Below are 18,415 nucleotides of genomic sequence, written 5' to 3'. Positions count from 1 at the left end.
ATCACAATGTGCTACCTCTAATCGATTTCAGCGGGGTCTTTTTGTCGGGGGACGGCATTTGCGGCGGCGCGAGTTTATCACACTCCTCGGTAGCACCACTGCCGCGTGGCCGATCGTGGCACGCGCAGAAATCCCAACCAAACGTCCGCTTATCGCAGTTCTCAGTGCGATCAGGAAGGAAGGTAATTCGCCGCTCAACGGCTTCGAGCAGGGCTTGAAAGAACTTGGCTACGTCGATGGCCTGAGCGTGGATATTGTCTACCGTTTCGCGGAGGGGCATCTGGACCGCTTCCCTGCTCTTGCAGCGGAGTTAGTTGGACTTAGACCTGACGTGATTCTAGCCACTGTAACTCCGGCTGCAGTAGCGACGAGAGCATTGACCACGTCAATTCCGATTGTTTGCCCGTTACTCGCCGATGCCATCAACCTCGGCTTAATTTCCAGCGAGGCGCGGCCGGGCGGGAACGTGACCGGCGTATCGTTTCGCACCCAAGGCCTAACAGGCAAACAGGTTGAGCTGGCGCTTCAAATGATTCCAGACGTCGTCAAGCTTGGATACTTGGTGAACGTTGCCACCGGGGTCATTATCGACCGGCAAGAATTGGAGAGCACGTGTCGGAAGTTGGGCATCCAAGCTGTTGCTGCCGAGGTTCGTTCGCCCGGCGATCTCGAAGCGGCATTCCAGGCAATGGCGGACGACCACGTTCGAGCAGTCATCGTCCTCGTTGATGGTATGCTCTTCAGTGAGCGGAACAGGATCGCCGTACTCGCTGCAACGGCGCGATTGCCGGCGATCTATGGCTTCCGTGACCATGTCGACGCGGGCGGGCTGGCCAGCTATGGCGTTAACTTGTCCGAGAATTTTCATCGCGCGGCTATTTATGTGAACAAAATTCTCAAAGGAGCTCAGCCAGGCGATCTCCCGGTGGAATTTCCCACCAAGCTCGAGTTGATAGTCAACAACAAGGCGGCCAAGGCGCTCGGATTGAATATCCCACCCTCGATCCTTGTCCGGGCCGATGAGGTGATCGAATAGGACGCGGTTGCTGCAATGCATGAGTCCGGAACTGGGCCTGAGGGCGACATCGCTCGGTGGTCCGCTCAGGTCCGCTATCCGTGAAGCGGACCTGTTGACTACAATCCTCGACTGGTGCTTTTGACCTGAAGTCCTCCGGACGCGCGTGTTGCGATCGGGGTCTTTTGCCATAGGATGAATTGATACGCTCCACCACTTCCATTTTCACCGTGCTTTTCCTGGCCGGAGCTTTGCAACTTGCGTCCGTCGCCGCCCTGCTCGGACAATAGCGCGTAGGTACCGATGCGAGGCGCAAGGCATAGCTGGAGTGACAGAGTATCACCAACGGACGAACAAACCTTGCGATATCGGATCCGGCGCTTGTCCCAAGTCAACTTGCGCTTGCCGCTGCGGCCTGCAATCATCCCAATCCAGTTCTGGCTCACCGATCCGACCGTAGGAGTGGGAAGCGCGGGATGACCAAAAGTCGCCCCATCTAAATCACCTTCCACACCAAACAAAAGATGGCCAGCTGGAAATTGTAGCCAGCCTGAACGCCACCGACGAATTCGGTGATGCCGCCATAGAGATTGTTGCCTGGAATATTCAGGCTGCCGTTGGTCCACGCACCACCGAGATTTGCGCCAAGATAAAATCCTGACCAGTTGTACGGCGGTGGGGGAGGCGGCGGGGCCTTCACCGGCATATCCGCAGCACGCGCGGTGACACTCGCAAGCATTGCAAACAGCGCAACGGTAAGGAATGGATTCTCCATGGCAGCCCTAAACAGGGTAGCGAGCGCGCCAGTGCTCCATTCAACCATTGGGCGTGGCTTTTGGGTGTGACTTAGGGGGCACATCCGAGAAAATCCAATCAGCCAAGTGCTTGTGCGAAGGGCGGCTGAGCGCGGTCCATTTGGTTATTCAATCGGCCGACTTCCGCAATGACCCAGGCGCAAAGGCACTTAGAAGACCACCAATCTGCCGAAGTTGCATAGCGCGCGAATACGGTTCGGCTATCCGTGATTGCAGCACTCTCGGGCGGCTGGCGTTCGTCCCTGCAGCGGCAACGCCGATCGGGCGAAAAGGGCGCCAATAGACGGATGGAGCGGTCAGATGGACGGGCGCCTTGTCTTCAGCGACGTGAATTCGGCTAAAGGCGGATTGAATAGGAGGGGCCTGCTCTCGGGCCTTGCAATGCTGCCAGTGCTGTCCTCGGTTCTCGCGGTGAAGAAGGCAGTGGCGCAACAGGCAAATTCCGGGTTTTCCTTTGCGGTCTGCGGTGACTCGCGACCCATGATGTACCTGCCGGTCAAGGAAGGCCGCACCGATCTCGTCGGACTATTCGTTGAAATGTTTGGCCTGGTCATGCCGGAAAAGGTCGCGGAAGCGGTGGTGAAGCGCGATGTGAAAATGATCTTCGACCCCACCACCAAGGAGCTTAAGCAAGTCGTCATGCCGTTCATGTCACGGAGCGAGGTCATGACGTTGTCGGTGGACCAGGGCTGGGTGACCCGTGCAACTGTCGAAGACGTCAAACTGCTTCCCGGAGTGCACCGGGAAATGTTTCGACTCGAGGGTGGCGATTGGGTTTCTCGCGAAATCGTGCAGCACGTGCAGGCCGGCCGCGCCAAATTCGTGATCAACAGCGGCGACGTCGTCTGGTGGGGCAATCAGGGCCGCTCAGTCGCCGACAGTCCCTATTGGAAACGCGTCAACGACACCATGCTCAAGCTGCTGCCGGCGCCAGATTCCGAGATGCGCGCCGCAGGGCTCGAAGGACGGTGGTTCATGTCGGTGGGCAATCACGAAGTGTGGGGCGATCCAAAAATTGAAGGGACGCTTGACGCGGTGCCTTATCTGAAGAACTTCGGCGTGACCCCGGAGCGGTTGATTTACAAATTCGACTTCCGAGACGTCAGGTTTATCTTCCTGTGGAGCGGAAAGTACGATTATCGCTCGCCGTCGCTGTGGGATGGAGACCGGCCAAAATACGCGGAGCAGATGGTGCAATTGCAACAGTGGCTGGACGATGCCAAAGCCAAGGGATTAAAAAAGGCGTTCATCACCTTCCACTATCCGGTCTTCTGTCGCGCTGGCCTCGGTCCCATTCCGGAGCCTGACAATCCTCACAAGACCATCGCGGCCTACGCCAAGGACTTGGAACTCGTCGTTTTCAACGGACACGTGCATACGACCGAAATGTATGACGTCGATGGCGTGAAATACCTGGTTCTTGGTGGCGGTGGGGCGGAGCAGGACCCGATCCTTCCCGGTCGCACGAGCATCAAGGTGCCAAGCAACTATCCGCCGGACCTCTATTGGAAGGGCAAGCCGCCGCAGGAAGAATACAACTACGTCCTGGTCGATGTCGCACCGGTGGAGAAGACAAAATTCAACCTGACACGTTACCGGCCCGGCTCGGCTGAGCCGTTCGCATCCGAGGCACTGTTCTCGTAGAGCACCGGTCGTAACCTGTGGGAACAGTAATTCTCATTCTGCACGGTTTGGTCACGGTGGCCCTGCTCGGCGCCATCACGCATCAGACATTGGCAACATGCGCGCCGGCCAGGGCGAAGCCGTATTCGTTCTTCGACCGGTTTCGCGCAGTGCGAGGTGCAGGCTTCACGAATGCAATCGTCGTTCTGTATGTGATCTCGTGGCTGCTCGGCGCTGTCGTCTACCTGTATTTCAAGGTCGATGTTCAGCCAAGTTTGGAACGCGATCACCATTGGCATGCGCTGGGTTTCTTTGATCTCAAGGAGGATTTCACCGCCATCGGCTTGGGGGTGCTGCCCGCATACTGGTCGTGCTGGCATCAGCCGGTTGATGGTCGCAGCTATCAGCTACGCACTGCCCTTACCTTACTCCTTGCATTCATCGTCTGGTGGGCCTTTCTCGTTGGTCACGTTTTGAACAACATCGGAGGCTTCGGATCGTAATGTTTAACTCGATGTTTCGGCGGTTCGCTTTTGCTTATGGGGCAGCTTTCGCGCTCTTTTACGCTCTCGCACATGCCCGTGGGCTTGCGCTGTTTACCGTTTATCCCGCGCAAGGCATCGTCCTTCTCGGTCTGCATCGTTCCCGGGATGTTGCCGATCCCGTCTTGGATTTCCTCGCGCCCGAGATGTACTGGTACGGGTGGACTGCTTCCGCCGCTGTCGGTGCGCTCGTCGTTGGCATAGTTGCCGCGCTTCTGCCGGCTCGCCTGTCCCCGTTCTGGGTATGGTGTGCGTGGGTCGTTCCCCCAATGGCGATGATCGCTTGCGCTTATCTCACAATCCCCTGGTTTCGGCTTTAGAAGCCAGACTTCCGCTGTTGGCCCTGTGATTTTCGCGCTCGCGCAATTTTTTTCTGCGCGCGGGCCCCGGGTGCAGCGGCCCACCCGGCCTTCCCTGCTCCCTCTGTTTTTGAAGAGGGTGATGATGATGCAAAGCTCGGGCGAATTCCGTCGCGAGAAGGCAAACGCATGTCCTCTCCACGTCATTGCGAGGAGCGAAGCGACGAGGCAATCAGAGCCACGCGTGACCCTGGATTGCTTCGCTTACGCTCGCAATGACGGAGCGCGCTGTTCGGGACTTGAACCCAAATGCCTCCACATCGAGAGCAACTACTTCCCCGTCCACACCGGCTTGCGTTTTTCGCCAAACGCCTTCAGGCCCTCTTTCGCATCCTCGGTCATCGCGAGCAGCGCGATCTGGCTTTCCGTGTAGGCGATGCTCTCGTCGAACGACATCGAGGCGATGGCGCGCATGGCGTATTTGCCGCGACGGATCGCGGTCGGCGACTTGTCGATCAGGCGGCCGATCAGCCAGTCGATCTTGGCGTCGAGTTCGGCGGCGGGAACAACGTAGTTGAGCAGGCCGGCGGCTTGGGCAACCTTCGCATCGAACGGTTCGCCGGTCAGCGCCCATTCGTTGACAAGCCGCGGCGGGGCGATCCCCTGCAACAGGCTCATCACTTGCATCGGGAACACACCGACCTTGACCTCCGGCAGGCCGAAGATGGCGTGGTCGGCGGCGACCGCCATATCGGTCATGCAGAGCAGGCCCATGCCGCCGGCCATGCAGACACCGCCGACGCGCGCGATCGCCGGTTTTGTGGCATTCTGCGACAGCCGCAGCAGGTCGGCGTAGTCGACATTGGGCCTCGAAAAATCCATCGAGAAGGCGGCACCCGAATTCTGCAGGTCGGCACCGGCGCAGAACGCCTTCTCGCCCGCCCCCGTCAGCACGATGACGCGCACGTCCGCATCTTCGTGCGCCGCACGATAGCCCTCGGCGATACCACTGATGACGCTGCCGTTGAGCGCATTGCGCTTGTCCGGACGGTTGATGGTGATCCAGAGCCCATATCCGCGCTTTTCGAGAATCACGCTGTCATTGTCGCTCATCGCAGCACCTCGCTCTCTCGCCTGATCAACCATTTGCGATGGGAGCCTAGCCGAGGGCAAGAGGGGCGCTCTTGCGTCAGGAATGCGCCGGGTGCGGGGTCGCCGCAGCGAGGATATTTTCCCAATGCATCAATAGGTTGGCGACGGAACCGGAGAACGTGAACGCGGCCGGCTCCTGTTGCAGGATCGCCGCGCCCGAGCAGAAAATTTATCTCCCGCAATCACATCTATTGCGAATGCGAAGGCGCTAACCTTATACCTCGTATACATATATTGCGACCAGCAGAGGGATCCATGACATTGAAAAGCGGCAATGCGGCGGATCACGGCGGCTTTGGGTCGCCATTCGCGTCACGGCGTGGCGCGCTGAAGGCCGCAGCGCTGGCGATGCTGCTATTTGCGGTGGGGCTCGGGCCGCGAAGCGCCGAGGCGGCCCAAGCGGCACCGGCTAGCGCGCACGTCTATCTGATGCGCGGCGTGCTCAACATCTTCTCGCTTGGCATGGACCAGATGGCCTCCCGCCTACAGGCGCAGGGAATCCCCGCGAGCGTGCACAACCACATACTTTGGGCCTCGGTGGCCGATGATGCTGTCGCTGAATACCGGAGCGGCCGCGCCAAGGTCATCATTCTGGTCGGCCACTCCTCTGGGGCGACCTGCCTGCCCGACATGGTCGAGCGACTGAGCCGGCAGGGCGTGCCGGTGAAGCTCGCGATCGGCCTCGACTCCGTGTTCCACACCAGCCTTTCGGGCCGCGTCGGCAAATACATCAATTTCTATGTCGCCAACGGCGCCGGCACCCGGGTCGAGCCCACGCGGAACTTCCAGGGCACGCTGGAGAATGTCGATGTCGAGAATGTGCCGGGCGTCGGCCATCTCACCATCGACAAGAACGAGCTGATGCAGCGGAAGGTCATCGCGGCGATCGACGCGGCGGTGGCAGGCGGCCCGGCGCCGATGCCGGGAACTGCCCCGGTCGCGCGCAAACCCGTGGCCCCGCAGGCCGCCGCCCCCAGGCCAAGGCGAGCGGCTGCGGCGAACTGATTACCGCCCGCCGATTAGCCTCGGCCTTCGGACTGGCCCGGCCTCAAAATCCGCCCATTCCCTTGCAATGCAATAGCCGCGCGCCAAACGGGCGCGTGTCGATCGAGGCGCCGGCAACGGCGGACAGGCGGGCCGTGAAACTCAACCGGGCTTTTCCCAGGCCAAAAGCGACATTGATTGTCGCCGCGGCCATGCTCGCGGCCTTGGGCTGCGCGCAGTCCGCGCTCGCAGGCTCCGCGGCCCCGATCCGCCAGACCGCCGTCCATCGAACCGACGCCAACGCTGCGCAGGCGAAAGGCACCGCCGCTGCGACGCCGGCCCCGGATCCGGCGCCGATCGTCCCGCGCGGGCGGGTCTATCTGTTCCGTGGCGCGCTTGGCCCGATCTTTTCCACCGGCATGGACCGGCTCGCGGAGAAGATCGTGCGCGCCGGGCTTCCGGCGGATACTTACGAATTCACGATCTGTCCACTGATTGCCTCGCGCGCGATCGACAAGTACCGCGAGGACCCACAGCCGATCATCCTGATCGGCCATTCCATGGGCGGACGCTGCGCCCTGCAGTTCTCCGAAAAGCTGCAGGAAGAGAACATTCCGGTCAGCCTGGTCGTGACCATCGATCCCGCCCATCTCAGCCCAAGCGTGCCGACCAATGTCGAGCGCTTCATCAACATCTTCCTGTCCAAGAACGTGCTCGGCGGCGGCGACATCAAGCCGGTCACGGGCTTTCCGGGACATTATGCGAGCTACGACCTCGAGCAGCACGACGAGGTTTCGCACATCACCATCGACAAGATGGATTCTGTGCACCAGCAGCTGATCGCCAAGATTCTTGCACTCGCCGCGACGCCCGCGAAGACCAACGACGAGATTGCACAGCTGCGCTACGCCGTACCGCCAGAAGAACCGATCGAGCTATGGGACAGCGGTATGGTCGTTGCAGCCCGCCCCGGTGACACGCTGCAGACACTCGCCCAGCAATATCAGCTGCCGTTGTGGGCGCTGACGCAAGCCAACCCGATGCCGGATAATGCGCCGCTCGTGCCCGGCCAGCGCGTGATCGTGCCGCGGCATCTGGCACCGGCGGCACCGGCTACTGCGGCGGCAGTCGCCGGACCGGTCGCTACGCGGCGTTGAGCTTGGGCTTACGAGCGCCGCAGGAACGGCACGATCATCGGGACGCGGCGGCTGTAATTGCGGTACGCCTCCTGCCCGAGCTCGATGGATAGAAACCCTTCCTCCATGCGCGCCTTCTGCCATTCGCCGAAGCAGATGCACAGCGCGCCGACCAACGCAGTCCAGGTGCCGACCGCAATGCCGGTGGCGAGGATCGCGATGATGAGACCGGTATAGATCGGATGCCGCACCATGCCGTACGGGCCGGTATCGATGATGCGATGATCCTCCTTGTGGGTGATCGCATTCGACCAGAAGCGGCCGAGATGGATCCGCGCCCACCAGGTGAACGAGATGCCGAGCACGGTAACCAGCGCGAGCAGGTAGGTGCCGATGTTGCCGACGTGATAGAGCGGCGCAGCTCCGACCAAGCGCGCGGTCAGCGGCATCAGGAAGATCGCGCCAATCAGGATTGGCAGCCGATAGACCCAGGACTCCCAGGTCGGCACATGTGCCTTGGTGCGCCCCGACCAGAATGCCGCGACCACCCAGCTCACCACCCAGGCGAACCAGATCAGCGCCAGCAATCTGGTGGGCCAGGCGACGATCCAGCCGCTGAGGATGGCGTCACCGATATTGCCCAGACCGTCAAGCATGCTTCAGGACCTTGCTAACAGGCGCGCCCGTCATGCGAGCGATCGTCTCCTGCAGGACGGGCTCGATCGCGCGCGGCGCATAGCCGAGCTCGCGCTTGGCCTTCTCGATCGACAGTGCGCTGGCGCGTCGTGCGATGCGCACGCCCTCGACGGTCGCCGCGGGCGTGCGGCGGGTGATGTAATTGGCGTTGAACTCTATCACGGATGCAGCGAACTCCGCTATACGGCCGGGAATGGGAACAAACAGCTTGCGGCGCCCACTGATGGCCGCCATCAGCGAAAGCACCTGGCCGAGCGGAACAGAGTCGCCGCCCAGGAGGTAGCGGTTCCCAACCCGTCCCTTCTCCATCGCCAGAATGAGACCAAGCGCAACGTCGCGCACGTCAACCAGATTGACGATGAAATCGAGATAGAACCGCAACACTCCGCCGCCGAGGAAGTGCAGGAGCATCTGGGTCGGCGGCGTCGTGTTATGATCATGGGTACCGATCGGCATGGTCGGACAGCCGACAATGACAGGAAAACCGGATGTCGCGGCATCGAGCGCGAGCTGATCGGCGAGCATCTTGGAGCGCGTGTAAGGCCCCGGCATCTCGTCGACCGACAGCCGCGAATCCTCCGCAGGAACCCTGCCCGGCTCGGTGCTGCGGAATAGGATGGACTCGGTCGAGCAATGCAGGAAGCGGCCGACACCGCGTTTGCGTGCCGCACCAAGTACGTTCTTGCTGCCCTGGAAATTGATGGCATCGAATTCCGCGCGGTCGCGCTTCCACATCCCGGGATGGGCTGCGAGGTGATAGACCTCGTCGACATCAGCCAGAGCGTCCTGGATGCGTGCCTGATCGAGCACGGAGCCTTTGACATAGTCGACCCCGGCTATCGGACGCGTGGGCAGTCGGACGTCGAGCACACGGACCTGGTGCCCGCGCCCGACAAGCTCGGAGACCAAGTGTTGGCCGATGAACCCGCTGCCGCCAGTGACAAGAATGCGTGTCATGCAAAAAAATTTCGGCTCGTCTTAGCGATTGCCCGGATAGCCGGCCGGTACCGGTTCGGCGCCCGGACTGATGATGGCTGCCAGATCGTGACGGAAGCCGAACGCAATGAAGAGCTTGGCCATCACGAACATCGGCCCGAGCAGGAAATGAGCGGGATGATCGGCCATCGACGCCTTGCGCCGTTCGAAGACGCTGTGGCCGACGACCTGCGCCGCGATGCCAAGCACAACCAGCACCACGGTCAGAGCCCAAACGGCCGGCGCACTCACATTGGCGACAATGGCCGCAGCGATGGAGAGCAGCGCGATGGCCGAGCAGAGAATCGCGAGCCCCAGCGCGGGGTCGAGCGCTAGCCAGTAGATCAACACCGGCAGCGCCAGGAGCATCGCCAAAGTGACGTGGCCACCAAACCCGGGAAGCCGCAGCATGGTCAGCGGCAGAACCGCGCCGAGGAAAAGGACGATGATACCAAATACGTGAGCCGCGCAGTTCCAGGGATCACGGTGATATTCGACATAGTCTATGAGCTGACGCCTGAAATAGGCAGTCATGCGAGGCCCTCTTTCGATTTCAGATGCGTGCACGCGGCTTGGCGACCGACCAACAAAACAGCGCGTTTTCGCATCGTCATTAGCGTCTCCGGCGCGATTGGGGTTCTACTTAAGCCACTCATCCCGCCGATGTCAAAAAGGCTGGTTATGGTTTCGGGGAAAAAACACAAGCAGCAAAAATGCCGCCGGGCCGTGATCTGGACGATAGTCAGGAATAACCGGGCCGAGCCAGCATAAGACCTTTAAAATGATGCCATTTCAGACAGTTGACGGCCCGAAAATCGCGGATCAATCCCGATGGCGAAATAGATCCTGCCGATCGCTCAACGCGCCAGACAAAGCACCAACAAATGATGGCGCAATCGTGGCCGCGAGCCCTTGCCGGAGCGCAACGGGTTGCACACCGATGTTGTCTCACCCTCTGACGACCACCCGGCGAGGATCACTCTGGATTTGCAACGGCAATGACCCGACGATGATTCGGTCCCGAACGCGGCACGCCCACGACGCTCAGCATGTCGGCCAACCAGCCTGACGCGCAACGGCTTCATCGTCGGGCAGGCATCGATCTCCCGGGGCAAACCCTGCGTCTGGCGAATGGGTAGCATTACCGAGTGCGTACCTTGGCTGGATGCCGTTCTGTCCTCGCCTCCACTTCGGCGGCGACCCTCTCCGGAACACCCTGCCCGAGCGCGTCCGCCAGCGGCGTCAGGTGTCTTGCGTAGCGATGCCAGCCGCCGATCGAAGATCGATAGAGCGGCTTGCGAACCTGCATCAGGCTTGCTGTCCGCACCGCTCGTCTGGTGTCGTGAAAGTTGCGGCATCCGTCTTCCCATTGCAGGCCGCAGTGTTGCAACACGGCGCGCGAGACGCCTTCGATATCCTCGACCAGCTCCTCGTATTGCACATCCATCATGATGCCCTGCGGTAGCACGCATCGCCAATGTTCCATGACAGACTCGTATCCACGGTAGTAGCGCCCGAGCTCGGCAAGATCGTAGGCAAAGGGCTGGCTTCCCGTGAACAGGAGGGAGAAGCAGGATACGCATGTGTCGAGCGGATCGCGCCGAACATGGATGAAGCGCGCGCGCGGAAGCGCCAGGTGAATGAGGCCCACAAATGCGAAGTTGAGTGGCATCTTGTCGACGATATACGCCGCATCGGGCGCCATGGCCCGCACACGCTGCGCGTAGAGCCGACCGAGCTGCGCAATTCCTTCCGGCGACAGCGCCTCCATCAGGTCCGGATAGGCCGGCGGAATGCCCTCGTGCTTGGCGCATTCGCCGATCAATTCCTTGAACGTCTCAAGTTCGCCGCCGCCGAACACCTTCGAATGACTCGCCAGCACCTGCTCCATCAGCGTCGTGCCCGACCGCGGCATGCCGACGATGAAGATCGGCGACCACGACGCGTCGCCGTCGCCCAGGCGAGCCTGAAAGCGCTCGGACGGGAACTTAGCCTTGATGTTCCCGAACATTGCCAAGCGCTTCGGCTCGTCGTAGGCGAAGGTCCTCCGCTTCAAGGCATTCGCGCTCTTCAGGTGATGGAAGGCCTCATCATATTGCTTGAGATCGGAAAGCGCCTTGCCCATGGCAAAATGCGCGGCGATCTGCTTCTCCTCGTCGAGCGTATCGACCACCGCCAGCAGCCGCCTCAGACCCGTGAGGCGCCGATCGCGCGGCTTGAAGCGTCCCATGTTCGCAAGATTGAGGTGAATGGGCGCCTCGTTCGGGGACAGTTCGAGAGCCCGCTCAAAGGCGTTCCTTGCCTCGTCAAATCGACCCAGCGCCTGCAGTGCGACGCCGAGATTGTTGTATGATCCAAAGCGCTCGGGCTTCAATTCAAGTGCCCGCTGGTTCTGCTCGATCGATTCTTCCAGACGATTTAGCTCGAGCAAGGCATTGCCCAGGTTGCCATGGGCATCGGCATAGACCGGCTTGATCTCGATCGCGGTCCGATAATAGGCAATCGCCCGCTCGGCGTGCCCTTGCCGCAGCAGCACATTGCCGAGGTTGTTGTGGGTTTCGGGATGCCGGGGGCTCAACTGCAGAACTTTGAGGTAGCATTGAGCGGCCTCGCGGTCCTTGCCCATCGCATAGAGCAGATTTCCCAGCAGGAAATGCGACTCAAGATGCTCGGGCTTGACCGCCAACGCGCCCCTGAGATGCCCAATTGCCTCCGCGTTCCTGCCGAGGCTCTGCAGCGTCGCAGCAAATCCGTAGCGGATACCAGGATGATCGGGCGTCAGGCTCAGCGCCTTTTCGTAACAGGCCGATGCAGCCTCGAGTGCGCCACGAGAGGCGTGAATCGCGGCAAGACTTCCATATGCCTCGCTGGAGCTCGGATCGGCGGCGATGATTCGTTCGAAGTACGCGCTCGCCTCGTCAATGCGATTGGCGTTGGCACAGAGCGAGCCCAACATCGACAGTGAAGCGATATGATCCGGCCGTGCAGCCAGCACGGCGATGAGGAGACGCTCGACCTGCTCCAGCTTTCCGAGCTGCTGAAGCCTGATAGCCAGTTGAAAGGCGCGCTGGATCCTGAGGTCGGCCTTCCCCTCCGAATCGTTCGGAAGAGATTGCGCCAGGGGGGCTACGACAGCCCGTCCGCGGTGCTGCGCCTCGGACTGCGGCGGGTCGACCCCAAGCACGTTCAACAAAGGCTTCAGGCGGGCACCATAGAGACGCCAGCGCCCGACCGAATTGGAATTGATCGGCGCGCGAACCTGGGCGACACTTGCGGTTCTGACCGGCCGCTGTGTCTCGTGGAACGAAAGACAACGCCGATCCCAGTCCAGGCCGCAATATTCGATGAGGCGACGCGCCTGCGCCTCGATATCCGCGACAAGGTCCTCGTATTGCAGTTCCAGCATCGAGCCCTGCGGCAGGATGGCGCGCCAGTGCGCCATCAAAGCCTCGTAGGCCTTGTAGTAGCGCCCGAGCTCGGCGAGGTCGTAGGCGAAGGGCTGGTCTTCGGAGAACAACAGGGAGAAGCAGGACAGGCAGGTGTCGACCGGGTCGCGCCTGACATGGATGATCCGCGCGCGCGGGAGCGCCAGATGAATAAGGCCCACGAACAAGAAGTTCGACGGCATCTTGTCAATGATGCGATCCACGCCCGCCGCCGAGGGGCGCAAGCGTTCGATATAGGCCTTGCCAAGCGCGGCCAAATCGCGATCCGGCATCTCGGGCAGCATTTCTGGAAAAGTGCGCGCGCAATGCGTCGCGAACTCGGCGGTGACCACCGCAAGATGATTGGGCTCGCCGGCCCCGAAGACGCGGGGATGGCTGGCGAGGATCTGTTCGACCAGGCTTGTTCCGGAGCGCGGCATACCCAGCACGAAGACCGGGGCCTCGGAGACATGCCCATGACCGGATTTTGCGCGCACGACTTCGCGTGAGAAGACCTCGCGGATACGATCGAGATAGGCGAGCGTTGCGTGTTCATCGTAGGCGATGAATCTTCGCTTGATACGATTGCCCGCGCTGAGGTGGTAAAACGATCGTTCGCCATCGCCCAGGTCCGCAAATGCCTTGCCGAGCGTGAAATGCAACGCAATCCGATCATGATCGGAGAGCGTGTCCTCGCGTCCTGCGAGGTCTTCGAGCCGGGCGAGCCGGGACTCGCCTGGCGAGAATTTCCTGATTGCGGCGTAGTTGAGCTGGATGCCGAGATTGTGCGGGGCGAACCCGAGCGCGCGCTCAAAGGTTCGGGCCGCATCATCCAGCTCGCCCACCACCAGCATTGCGGAAGCGAGCAGGTTGAGGGCGGTGGGATCGTCGGGTTCGATGGCGAGCACGGCGCGATATTGTTCAATCGCCTCATCGAAGCGATCGAGCGCCTTCAGCGCGTTGGCCAGATTGCGGCGCGCCGAAGCATATTGCGGCCTCAGGCGAATGGCCTCGTTGTAGTAGTGGAGCGCGTCCTCGTATCGGGCCTGCTTCTGCAGGACATTGGCAAGGTTGTTGTACGCTTCGGCCCATGACGGCTTGAGCTCTATGGCCCGCTCGTAATGGCAGATCGCAGCGTGCAGATTGTCGACCTCGGTGTAGAGATTGCCGAGATTGTAGTGCGGCTCGCCGAGGCCGGGATTGATGGCCAGCGCCCGCTGATAGCAGCGGATTGCTTCGTCGCGACGACCTGTGACCTGCAGAACGCCGCCAAGATTGAGGTGTGTTTCGGCAAGACTGGAATCGATCGCGAGGGCTCGCCGATATTCTTCAATCGCATCATCGAATTGATTGACCCGGCGCAAGGCATCGGCGAGGCCAAGATGCGCAAGCGCCGATCGTGGCATGAGCGCGAGGCTCACCTCAGCGCGCGCTATGGCAGCCTGATGCTGATCGAGGCGTTGCAATGCAATTCCACGGGGTTGATTGATCGTTCACTCACGGCCAAGACCACCGGCGCAGAAATAGGGTCTGCGCCGGGTCTTGCGCTGTCGCGGCGTTGGGCCGGCTGTCCGCAATCAATGCCAGAGATGCGCGAGGTGCATGTGGCTTGCGGTCGAGGCAGCACCGGGATCATTGTGAATGTCGTTGCCCAATGCTGTGACAGCAGCGTTGACGGCACTCGTGTTACCGCCCTGCAGTGCCTGCAGGAGCGCGGCAATGTCATTGGCTAATCCGCCGCCGTTGTGGCCGGAATCGTGCTGCTGGTTCGCGCCAGTATCGTTTGCGCCGCTTGCTGCTCCCGTACCACTGCCGCATCCCGAACAGCCGTCGTGATTGCCGGCGTTGCCGCCACTTCCACTTCCACTTCCACTTCCCGAGCCAGTACCTGCACCGGAACCCGACCCAGAGCCGCCGCCCGATGTTGTGGTGCCGGATGCCGGCGTCCCGCCGGTGCCGTTGGCAATGTTCGGCGTCGCTGTGACTGGAATGGTGCCGTGCGCAACACCATTGACCGATGTCGCCGTGGTGACCGTTGTCGCCGAGCCGACATAGGTGCCGCCGCCGACCGGGAGATTGTTTCCGGAAACATCCATGGCGTCGGCAGCAAATCCCTGCCCGGCCGCGGCAACTGTCGCGTGGTCCGCGGTGAGGGCGGCGCCAGTATCGCCATTGAGGATTCCCTGCAGTGCCTTCACAGCATTTTGGGTATCGGTGACCAGCGTTCCGCCCAACAATTCATTGTCGAAGCGTGCCTCGAAGATCGGGCCTTGCGCCGCATCGAAGTTGGCGCCGAACTGCTGATAATTCTCAATCTGCGTGATGAGCGCCTGGCTGGCCTGCTCGCCGCCGGTGGACACCTTCTGCAGGTGGGCATTGATCGTATTGGCTTCGGACAGAAACGCCGCCCAGAAATTGGTCTGGGCCTGATTGTCCTGGAACTTGTTGGTGGTCCCCTCGAGATTGCCCGGCATTTCAGCGAAGCCACCAATATGCCCCGCAGTACCGGTGCCTCCCGCCGCGGTATTCAGGTTGGCATCGCCTTGAATGATGTCAATGATGTCGAGCAGGTTGTCGGCGGTGCCGCGAAATCCCTCGTTCTGGCCGCTTGCGGACATCCCGTCATATTTGTTGAGCTGGAGGTTGACCTGCGCCAGCGCTGTCTCAAGGTGGATCGTCGTAAGCGCTGCAGCATTCGCCGTCTCGCCAGTCTCGATCTGCGCGAGCATCGTCTTGTTGTTGATGATATTGTTCAGCCCCTGCGAAACCGCGGTCAGATCGGTCGTGACCTCGTTAAGATTTGCGTTGTTGATGCCGCCGATCGCCAGATCAGCGGCCGCGTTGAAGACCTCGCCCACAGCTTTCAAGCTTGTTCCAGCCGTCGCCGCCGAAAGCGCAGCCGGATCGTCAGCGCCCGCGGGCAGGAGCTGGAATGCAACGTCGTTTCCGCCCGTATTGGCAAGGAACGGCACGTTATTCAGCGCAGCTGCGAGATGAGGATCGGATGCAATTTCCTGAAGGATTTCGTTCTGCCCGGCGTGCAGGGTCTGCTCGGTTGCCTGCATATTCGCAATGTTGGTGATCTGCGGTGCCGTATTGATCAGCGAAGTGAGCTGACTCTGGACCTCGGTCAGAACGGCGGTGTCGGTCGCATTCACGGCAAATGCCTGACCTCCGACGGTCGCGCTCGCCGGAGTCGCAAGGATTGCGGCGATGTCATTCTGCACCGCATGCAGGTCAGTCGTGTAGCTGCCGAGAGCAGGATTCTGGTTGCCGCTCCCCGAAGGCGCGAAGAAGGTGCCGCCCTCAAGCAACCTGGTCGCATCGTTGAAGACGACACCGGCCTGAACAAGGTCGGTCGACGGATTGAGCGCATCAGCGCGCACGATCAGATTAGATGTGCCGTTTGCTAGGGCCGTCGGATTGAAAGTGCTATTCGCCATTGTTTGATCTCCCCAATAACCAATCGCGCCACCTGCCCCGGCGCTCTTCGCAGGACCAAGTAAAGAGTTTGCAGGACGTTTGCCCCCCTCAGCCGACGGGCGCCGGCCCAGGGAATTGTGTTTTCTTGCGCTACCAAGGCGCGACGCGACCTCGTTGAATCGTCGTCGTGCCCGGCGCTTTGATTGACCATGATCGTTTCGGAAAACCGCTACTCACACTTTTCCGGATCATGCTCGAACCGATTGTGAACTAATCGTTGCAATTGGGCCAAAGAAGGTGCGCGCTCGCGCACAAGTATGATGATGTTTGGGCAAATTGCGGCTCGCACATTTTGCAATCTTAGAGCACTCACTGCTCGACAAAGGCTCGCCGCAGCTGATCGTTGATCGGCTCGAAGAGATAGCTCAGCATGGTCCGACTGCCGGTCTGCATGAAAACCTCGGTTGGCATCCCAGGGACAAGCTGCTGCCCGCTCAGCCGTCGGCGCTCGTCCTCGGGCAGCACGATCCTGACCGTGTAGAACGGCTTGTTCGATTGCTGATCATGCCCGGTGTCTGCCGACACGTAGTTGACACTTCCCTTGAGCTGCGGCGTGGTGCGCTGATTGAACGCGGTCAATCGGACGAATGCCTTCTGACCGGTCTTCACGTGGTCGATATCCTTCGGGTCGACGCGCGCCTCGATCTGCAGATCGTCCGCATCCGGAACGATCTCCATGATCGTCTCGCCGGCCTTAATGACACCACCCAGGGTATGAATGGAAAGCTGATTGACCGTCCCTGAGGTCGGGGCGCGGATTTCGATCCGGTCGAGCTGATCGCGCGCCGCGATGCCGCGCTCGACAAGCTCGGCCTCCTTGCCCTGCGCCTCGTTCATATCCTTCACGACTTCGGCCCGAAAGTCCTGGTCGACGCGGACCATCTGTAGCTTGGCTGTATCGATCTTCGCTTTGGTCTCGGCAATCGAGGACACCAGCTGCCCGCGCTCACCATCGATGCGCGCGGCATCGCGCTGGAGGCTGGTAAGTCGCGTCAGCGGCACCAGCCGCTTGTCATAGAGGTCCTGGACACCGCTAAGCTCGCCCTGGATCAGATCCAGTTGCTTGGCCTTCGAATCCACCTGCGCGTCAAGCCCCGTGATCTCCTGGGAGAGCTGTGCGATCTGGCTGGTCAGCAGGTCTTTCTGGCTTTGCCGCGTGCTGGAGCGCGCCCTGAACAGCTGATCTTCCGATGCCAAAAGGCTCATGACATTATCTTCGCTCGCCCGGGTCAAAAGCTCTGCCGGGAACTCGATCTGGGCCCGACCGTCGCGCTCGGCAGCCAGACGCGCCATCCGCGCCCGGACCTCGTCGAGCTGCTTGGTCAGGACCTGGAGGCTGGCTTTCGCTTGCGTGGCGTCAAGCCGCACCAGGAGATCGCCCGCCTCGACCCGCACACCATTCTGCGCCTTGATCTCTGCGACGACGCCGCCGGTCGGATGTTGGATCTGCTTGACGTTGGATTGGACCACGAGATTGCCGGGCACAACGACCGCTCCGGCGAGCGGCACGAAGGCAAGCCAGCCCCCGCCCAGCAGTAGCGCGATGATCAGGATTCGGAGCCCGACACGCAACTCATGCTCGAAGCCCCATCGCGTCCGGACGAGGAGGCTGTCGTCGCCGTCAGCCGGCGGCATCGCGCCGTCGCGATCCACGAGGAATGCAAGGCCCGTCATGAGGCCCTCCCGGCATCTCGCGATCCACTTGACCGCGGCCGTCTCGGTCTTGGACGGGAGTGCGGCCTCTGCATTTTCACCGACAGCGGATCGATGCGCCCCCGCAAGCACGCGCATTTCGGGTGCAGGCGCCGCTAGATCCATAAACACGGGGTCGGTGGGCGCGATCGACGGGCTGTGCCCACGCGGCGGCACAGCCGCGGGCTCAACCGAGCCTTCGCGAGGCCGCTCGGGCTCAATCGAGACCTTCGCCGCGAATGGCCGCAGACATACATCGATCGCCTGCTCCATCGTACTTTTTCGCTTGGGCTGCGCGCGGCGCATCCTGCCTTGGGCCTTCCGCGCGGAGGCGTCAGATGGCCGCGGCGTTTGAGCTGGCCGCGGCGCTTGGGCGGGCCGCGGCGCTTGGGCCTTCCGTGGCGGTTGCGGCTTTCGTGCCTCGTCGGGAGCGGGAGGTCTGCGCCGACGGTTGGCCCCTCCGCGCTCGTCGTCAAGGGCTTGACGCAGGCGGTGGAGTTCGCGGATCAGCGCTGCACCCTGCGGACCGACCCCGTCACCATCGCTCTCGCCGCTCCATCCTTGCGCGGTGCGATCGA

General features: G+C 61.4%; 13 protein-coding genes. 5 read left to right on the top strand and 8 right to left on the bottom strand.

The genetic code is table 11. From position 1 onward, the window contains the following. Positions 1 to 115: 115 nt before the first annotated feature. Entirely contained in the window at positions 116 to 1,036 is a 921-nt protein-coding gene (locus A3AI_RS0106095; RefSeq protein WP_198030065.1) for an ABC transporter substrate-binding protein, read from the top strand. Between the two features lie 475 nt (positions 1,037 to 1,511). Here A3AI_RS0106095 and A3AI_RS49235 read toward each other — a convergent pair whose 3' ends face one another. After that, positions 1,512 to 1,838 carry a hypothetical protein gene (locus tag A3AI_RS49235; protein ID WP_245286845.1) on the bottom strand — a complete coding sequence of 109 codons (327 nt, stop codon included), beginning with the start codon at positions 1,836 to 1,838 and terminating at the stop codon, positions 1,512 to 1,514. Between the two features lie 475 nt (positions 1,839 to 2,313). Between A3AI_RS49235 and A3AI_RS0106085 the strand changes: the two genes are divergently transcribed. Both A3AI_RS0106085 and A3AI_RS0106080 read left to right on the top strand, forming a co-directional pair. Next, entirely contained in the window at positions 2,314 to 3,474 is a 1,161-nt protein-coding gene (locus A3AI_RS0106085; protein ID WP_084800848.1) for a metallophosphoesterase family protein, read from the top strand. 56 nt (positions 3,475 to 3,530) lie between these two features. Continuing rightward, entirely contained in the window at positions 3,531 to 3,956 is a 426-nt protein-coding gene (locus tag A3AI_RS0106080; protein ID WP_156927653.1) for a hypothetical protein, read from the top strand. Positions 3,957 to 4,624: 668 nt separating this feature from the next. On the opposite strand, the gene A3AI_RS0106070 is transcribed toward A3AI_RS0106080, so the two are convergent. Continuing rightward, complete coding sequence (locus A3AI_RS0106070; RefSeq protein ID WP_024514714.1) at positions 4,625 to 5,407, bottom strand: enoyl-CoA hydratase/isomerase family protein; 783 nt, start codon at positions 5,405 to 5,407, stop codon at positions 4,625 to 4,627. A 294-nt stretch (positions 5,408 to 5,701) separates the two neighbouring features. On the opposite strand from A3AI_RS0106070, the gene A3AI_RS0106065 reads away from it, so the two are divergent. Together A3AI_RS0106065 and A3AI_RS0106060 are read left to right on the top strand one after the other, a co-directional pair. Continuing rightward, positions 5,702 to 6,451 (top strand): hypothetical protein, encoded by a 750-nt coding sequence (locus A3AI_RS0106065; RefSeq protein WP_024514713.1) that lies wholly within the window; start codon positions 5,702 to 5,704, stop codon positions 6,449 to 6,451. 134 nt (positions 6,452 to 6,585) lie between these two features. Then, the gene (locus A3AI_RS0106060) at positions 6,586 to 7,587 is read left to right on the top strand and encodes a LysM peptidoglycan-binding domain-containing protein (RefSeq protein ID WP_245286844.1); all 1,002 of its coding nucleotides are present in this window, start codon (positions 6,586 to 6,588) and stop codon (positions 7,585 to 7,587) included. Positions 7,588 to 7,595: 8 nt separating this feature from the next. Here the strand turns inward: A3AI_RS0106060 and A3AI_RS0106055 are convergent, their stop codons facing one another. The 6 genes from A3AI_RS0106055 to A3AI_RS42295 form a co-directional block, all read right to left on the bottom strand. Continuing rightward, positions 7,596 to 8,222, bottom strand: a complete 627-nt coding sequence (locus A3AI_RS0106055; protein WP_024514711.1) for a methyltransferase family protein — start codon at positions 8,220 to 8,222, stop codon at positions 7,596 to 7,598. After that, entirely contained in the window at positions 8,215 to 9,219 is a 1,005-nt protein-coding gene (locus tag A3AI_RS42310) for an NAD-dependent epimerase/dehydratase family protein (protein ID WP_036047470.1), read from the bottom strand. Before A3AI_RS42310 ends, A3AI_RS0106055 begins: the two co-directional genes overlap by 8 nt. 21 nt (positions 9,220 to 9,240) lie before the next feature. Further along, on the bottom strand, positions 9,241 to 9,771 hold the full coding sequence (locus tag A3AI_RS0106045; protein WP_024514710.1) for an Mpo1 family 2-hydroxy fatty acid dioxygenase: 531 nt from the start codon (positions 9,769 to 9,771) through the stop codon (positions 9,241 to 9,243). A 607-nt stretch (positions 9,772 to 10,378) separates the two neighbouring features. Next, complete coding sequence (locus A3AI_RS42305) at positions 10,379 to 14,128, bottom strand: sulfotransferase (protein ID WP_051382301.1); 3,750 nt, start codon at positions 14,126 to 14,128, stop codon at positions 10,379 to 10,381. Between the two features lie 111 nt (positions 14,129 to 14,239). Continuing rightward, positions 14,240 to 16,105: a hypothetical protein gene (locus A3AI_RS42300; RefSeq protein ID WP_051382300.1), complete on the bottom strand. Its 1,866-nt coding sequence runs from the start codon at positions 16,103 to 16,105 to the stop codon at positions 14,240 to 14,242. 349 nt (positions 16,106 to 16,454) lie between these two features. Next, a complete protein-coding gene (locus tag A3AI_RS42295; protein ID WP_198030064.1) occupies positions 16,455 to 17,819 on the bottom strand; it encodes an HlyD family type I secretion periplasmic adaptor subunit in 1,365 nt (454 codons plus the stop codon). Between the last annotated feature and the right edge of the window lie 596 nt (positions 17,820 to 18,415).

This window comes from Bradyrhizobium sp. Tv2a-2 (assembly GCF_000472425.1).
Classification (GTDB): Bacteria; Pseudomonadota; Alphaproteobacteria; order Rhizobiales; family Xanthobacteraceae; genus Bradyrhizobium.
This window is presented reverse-complemented; position numbering and strand designations above follow the sequence as displayed.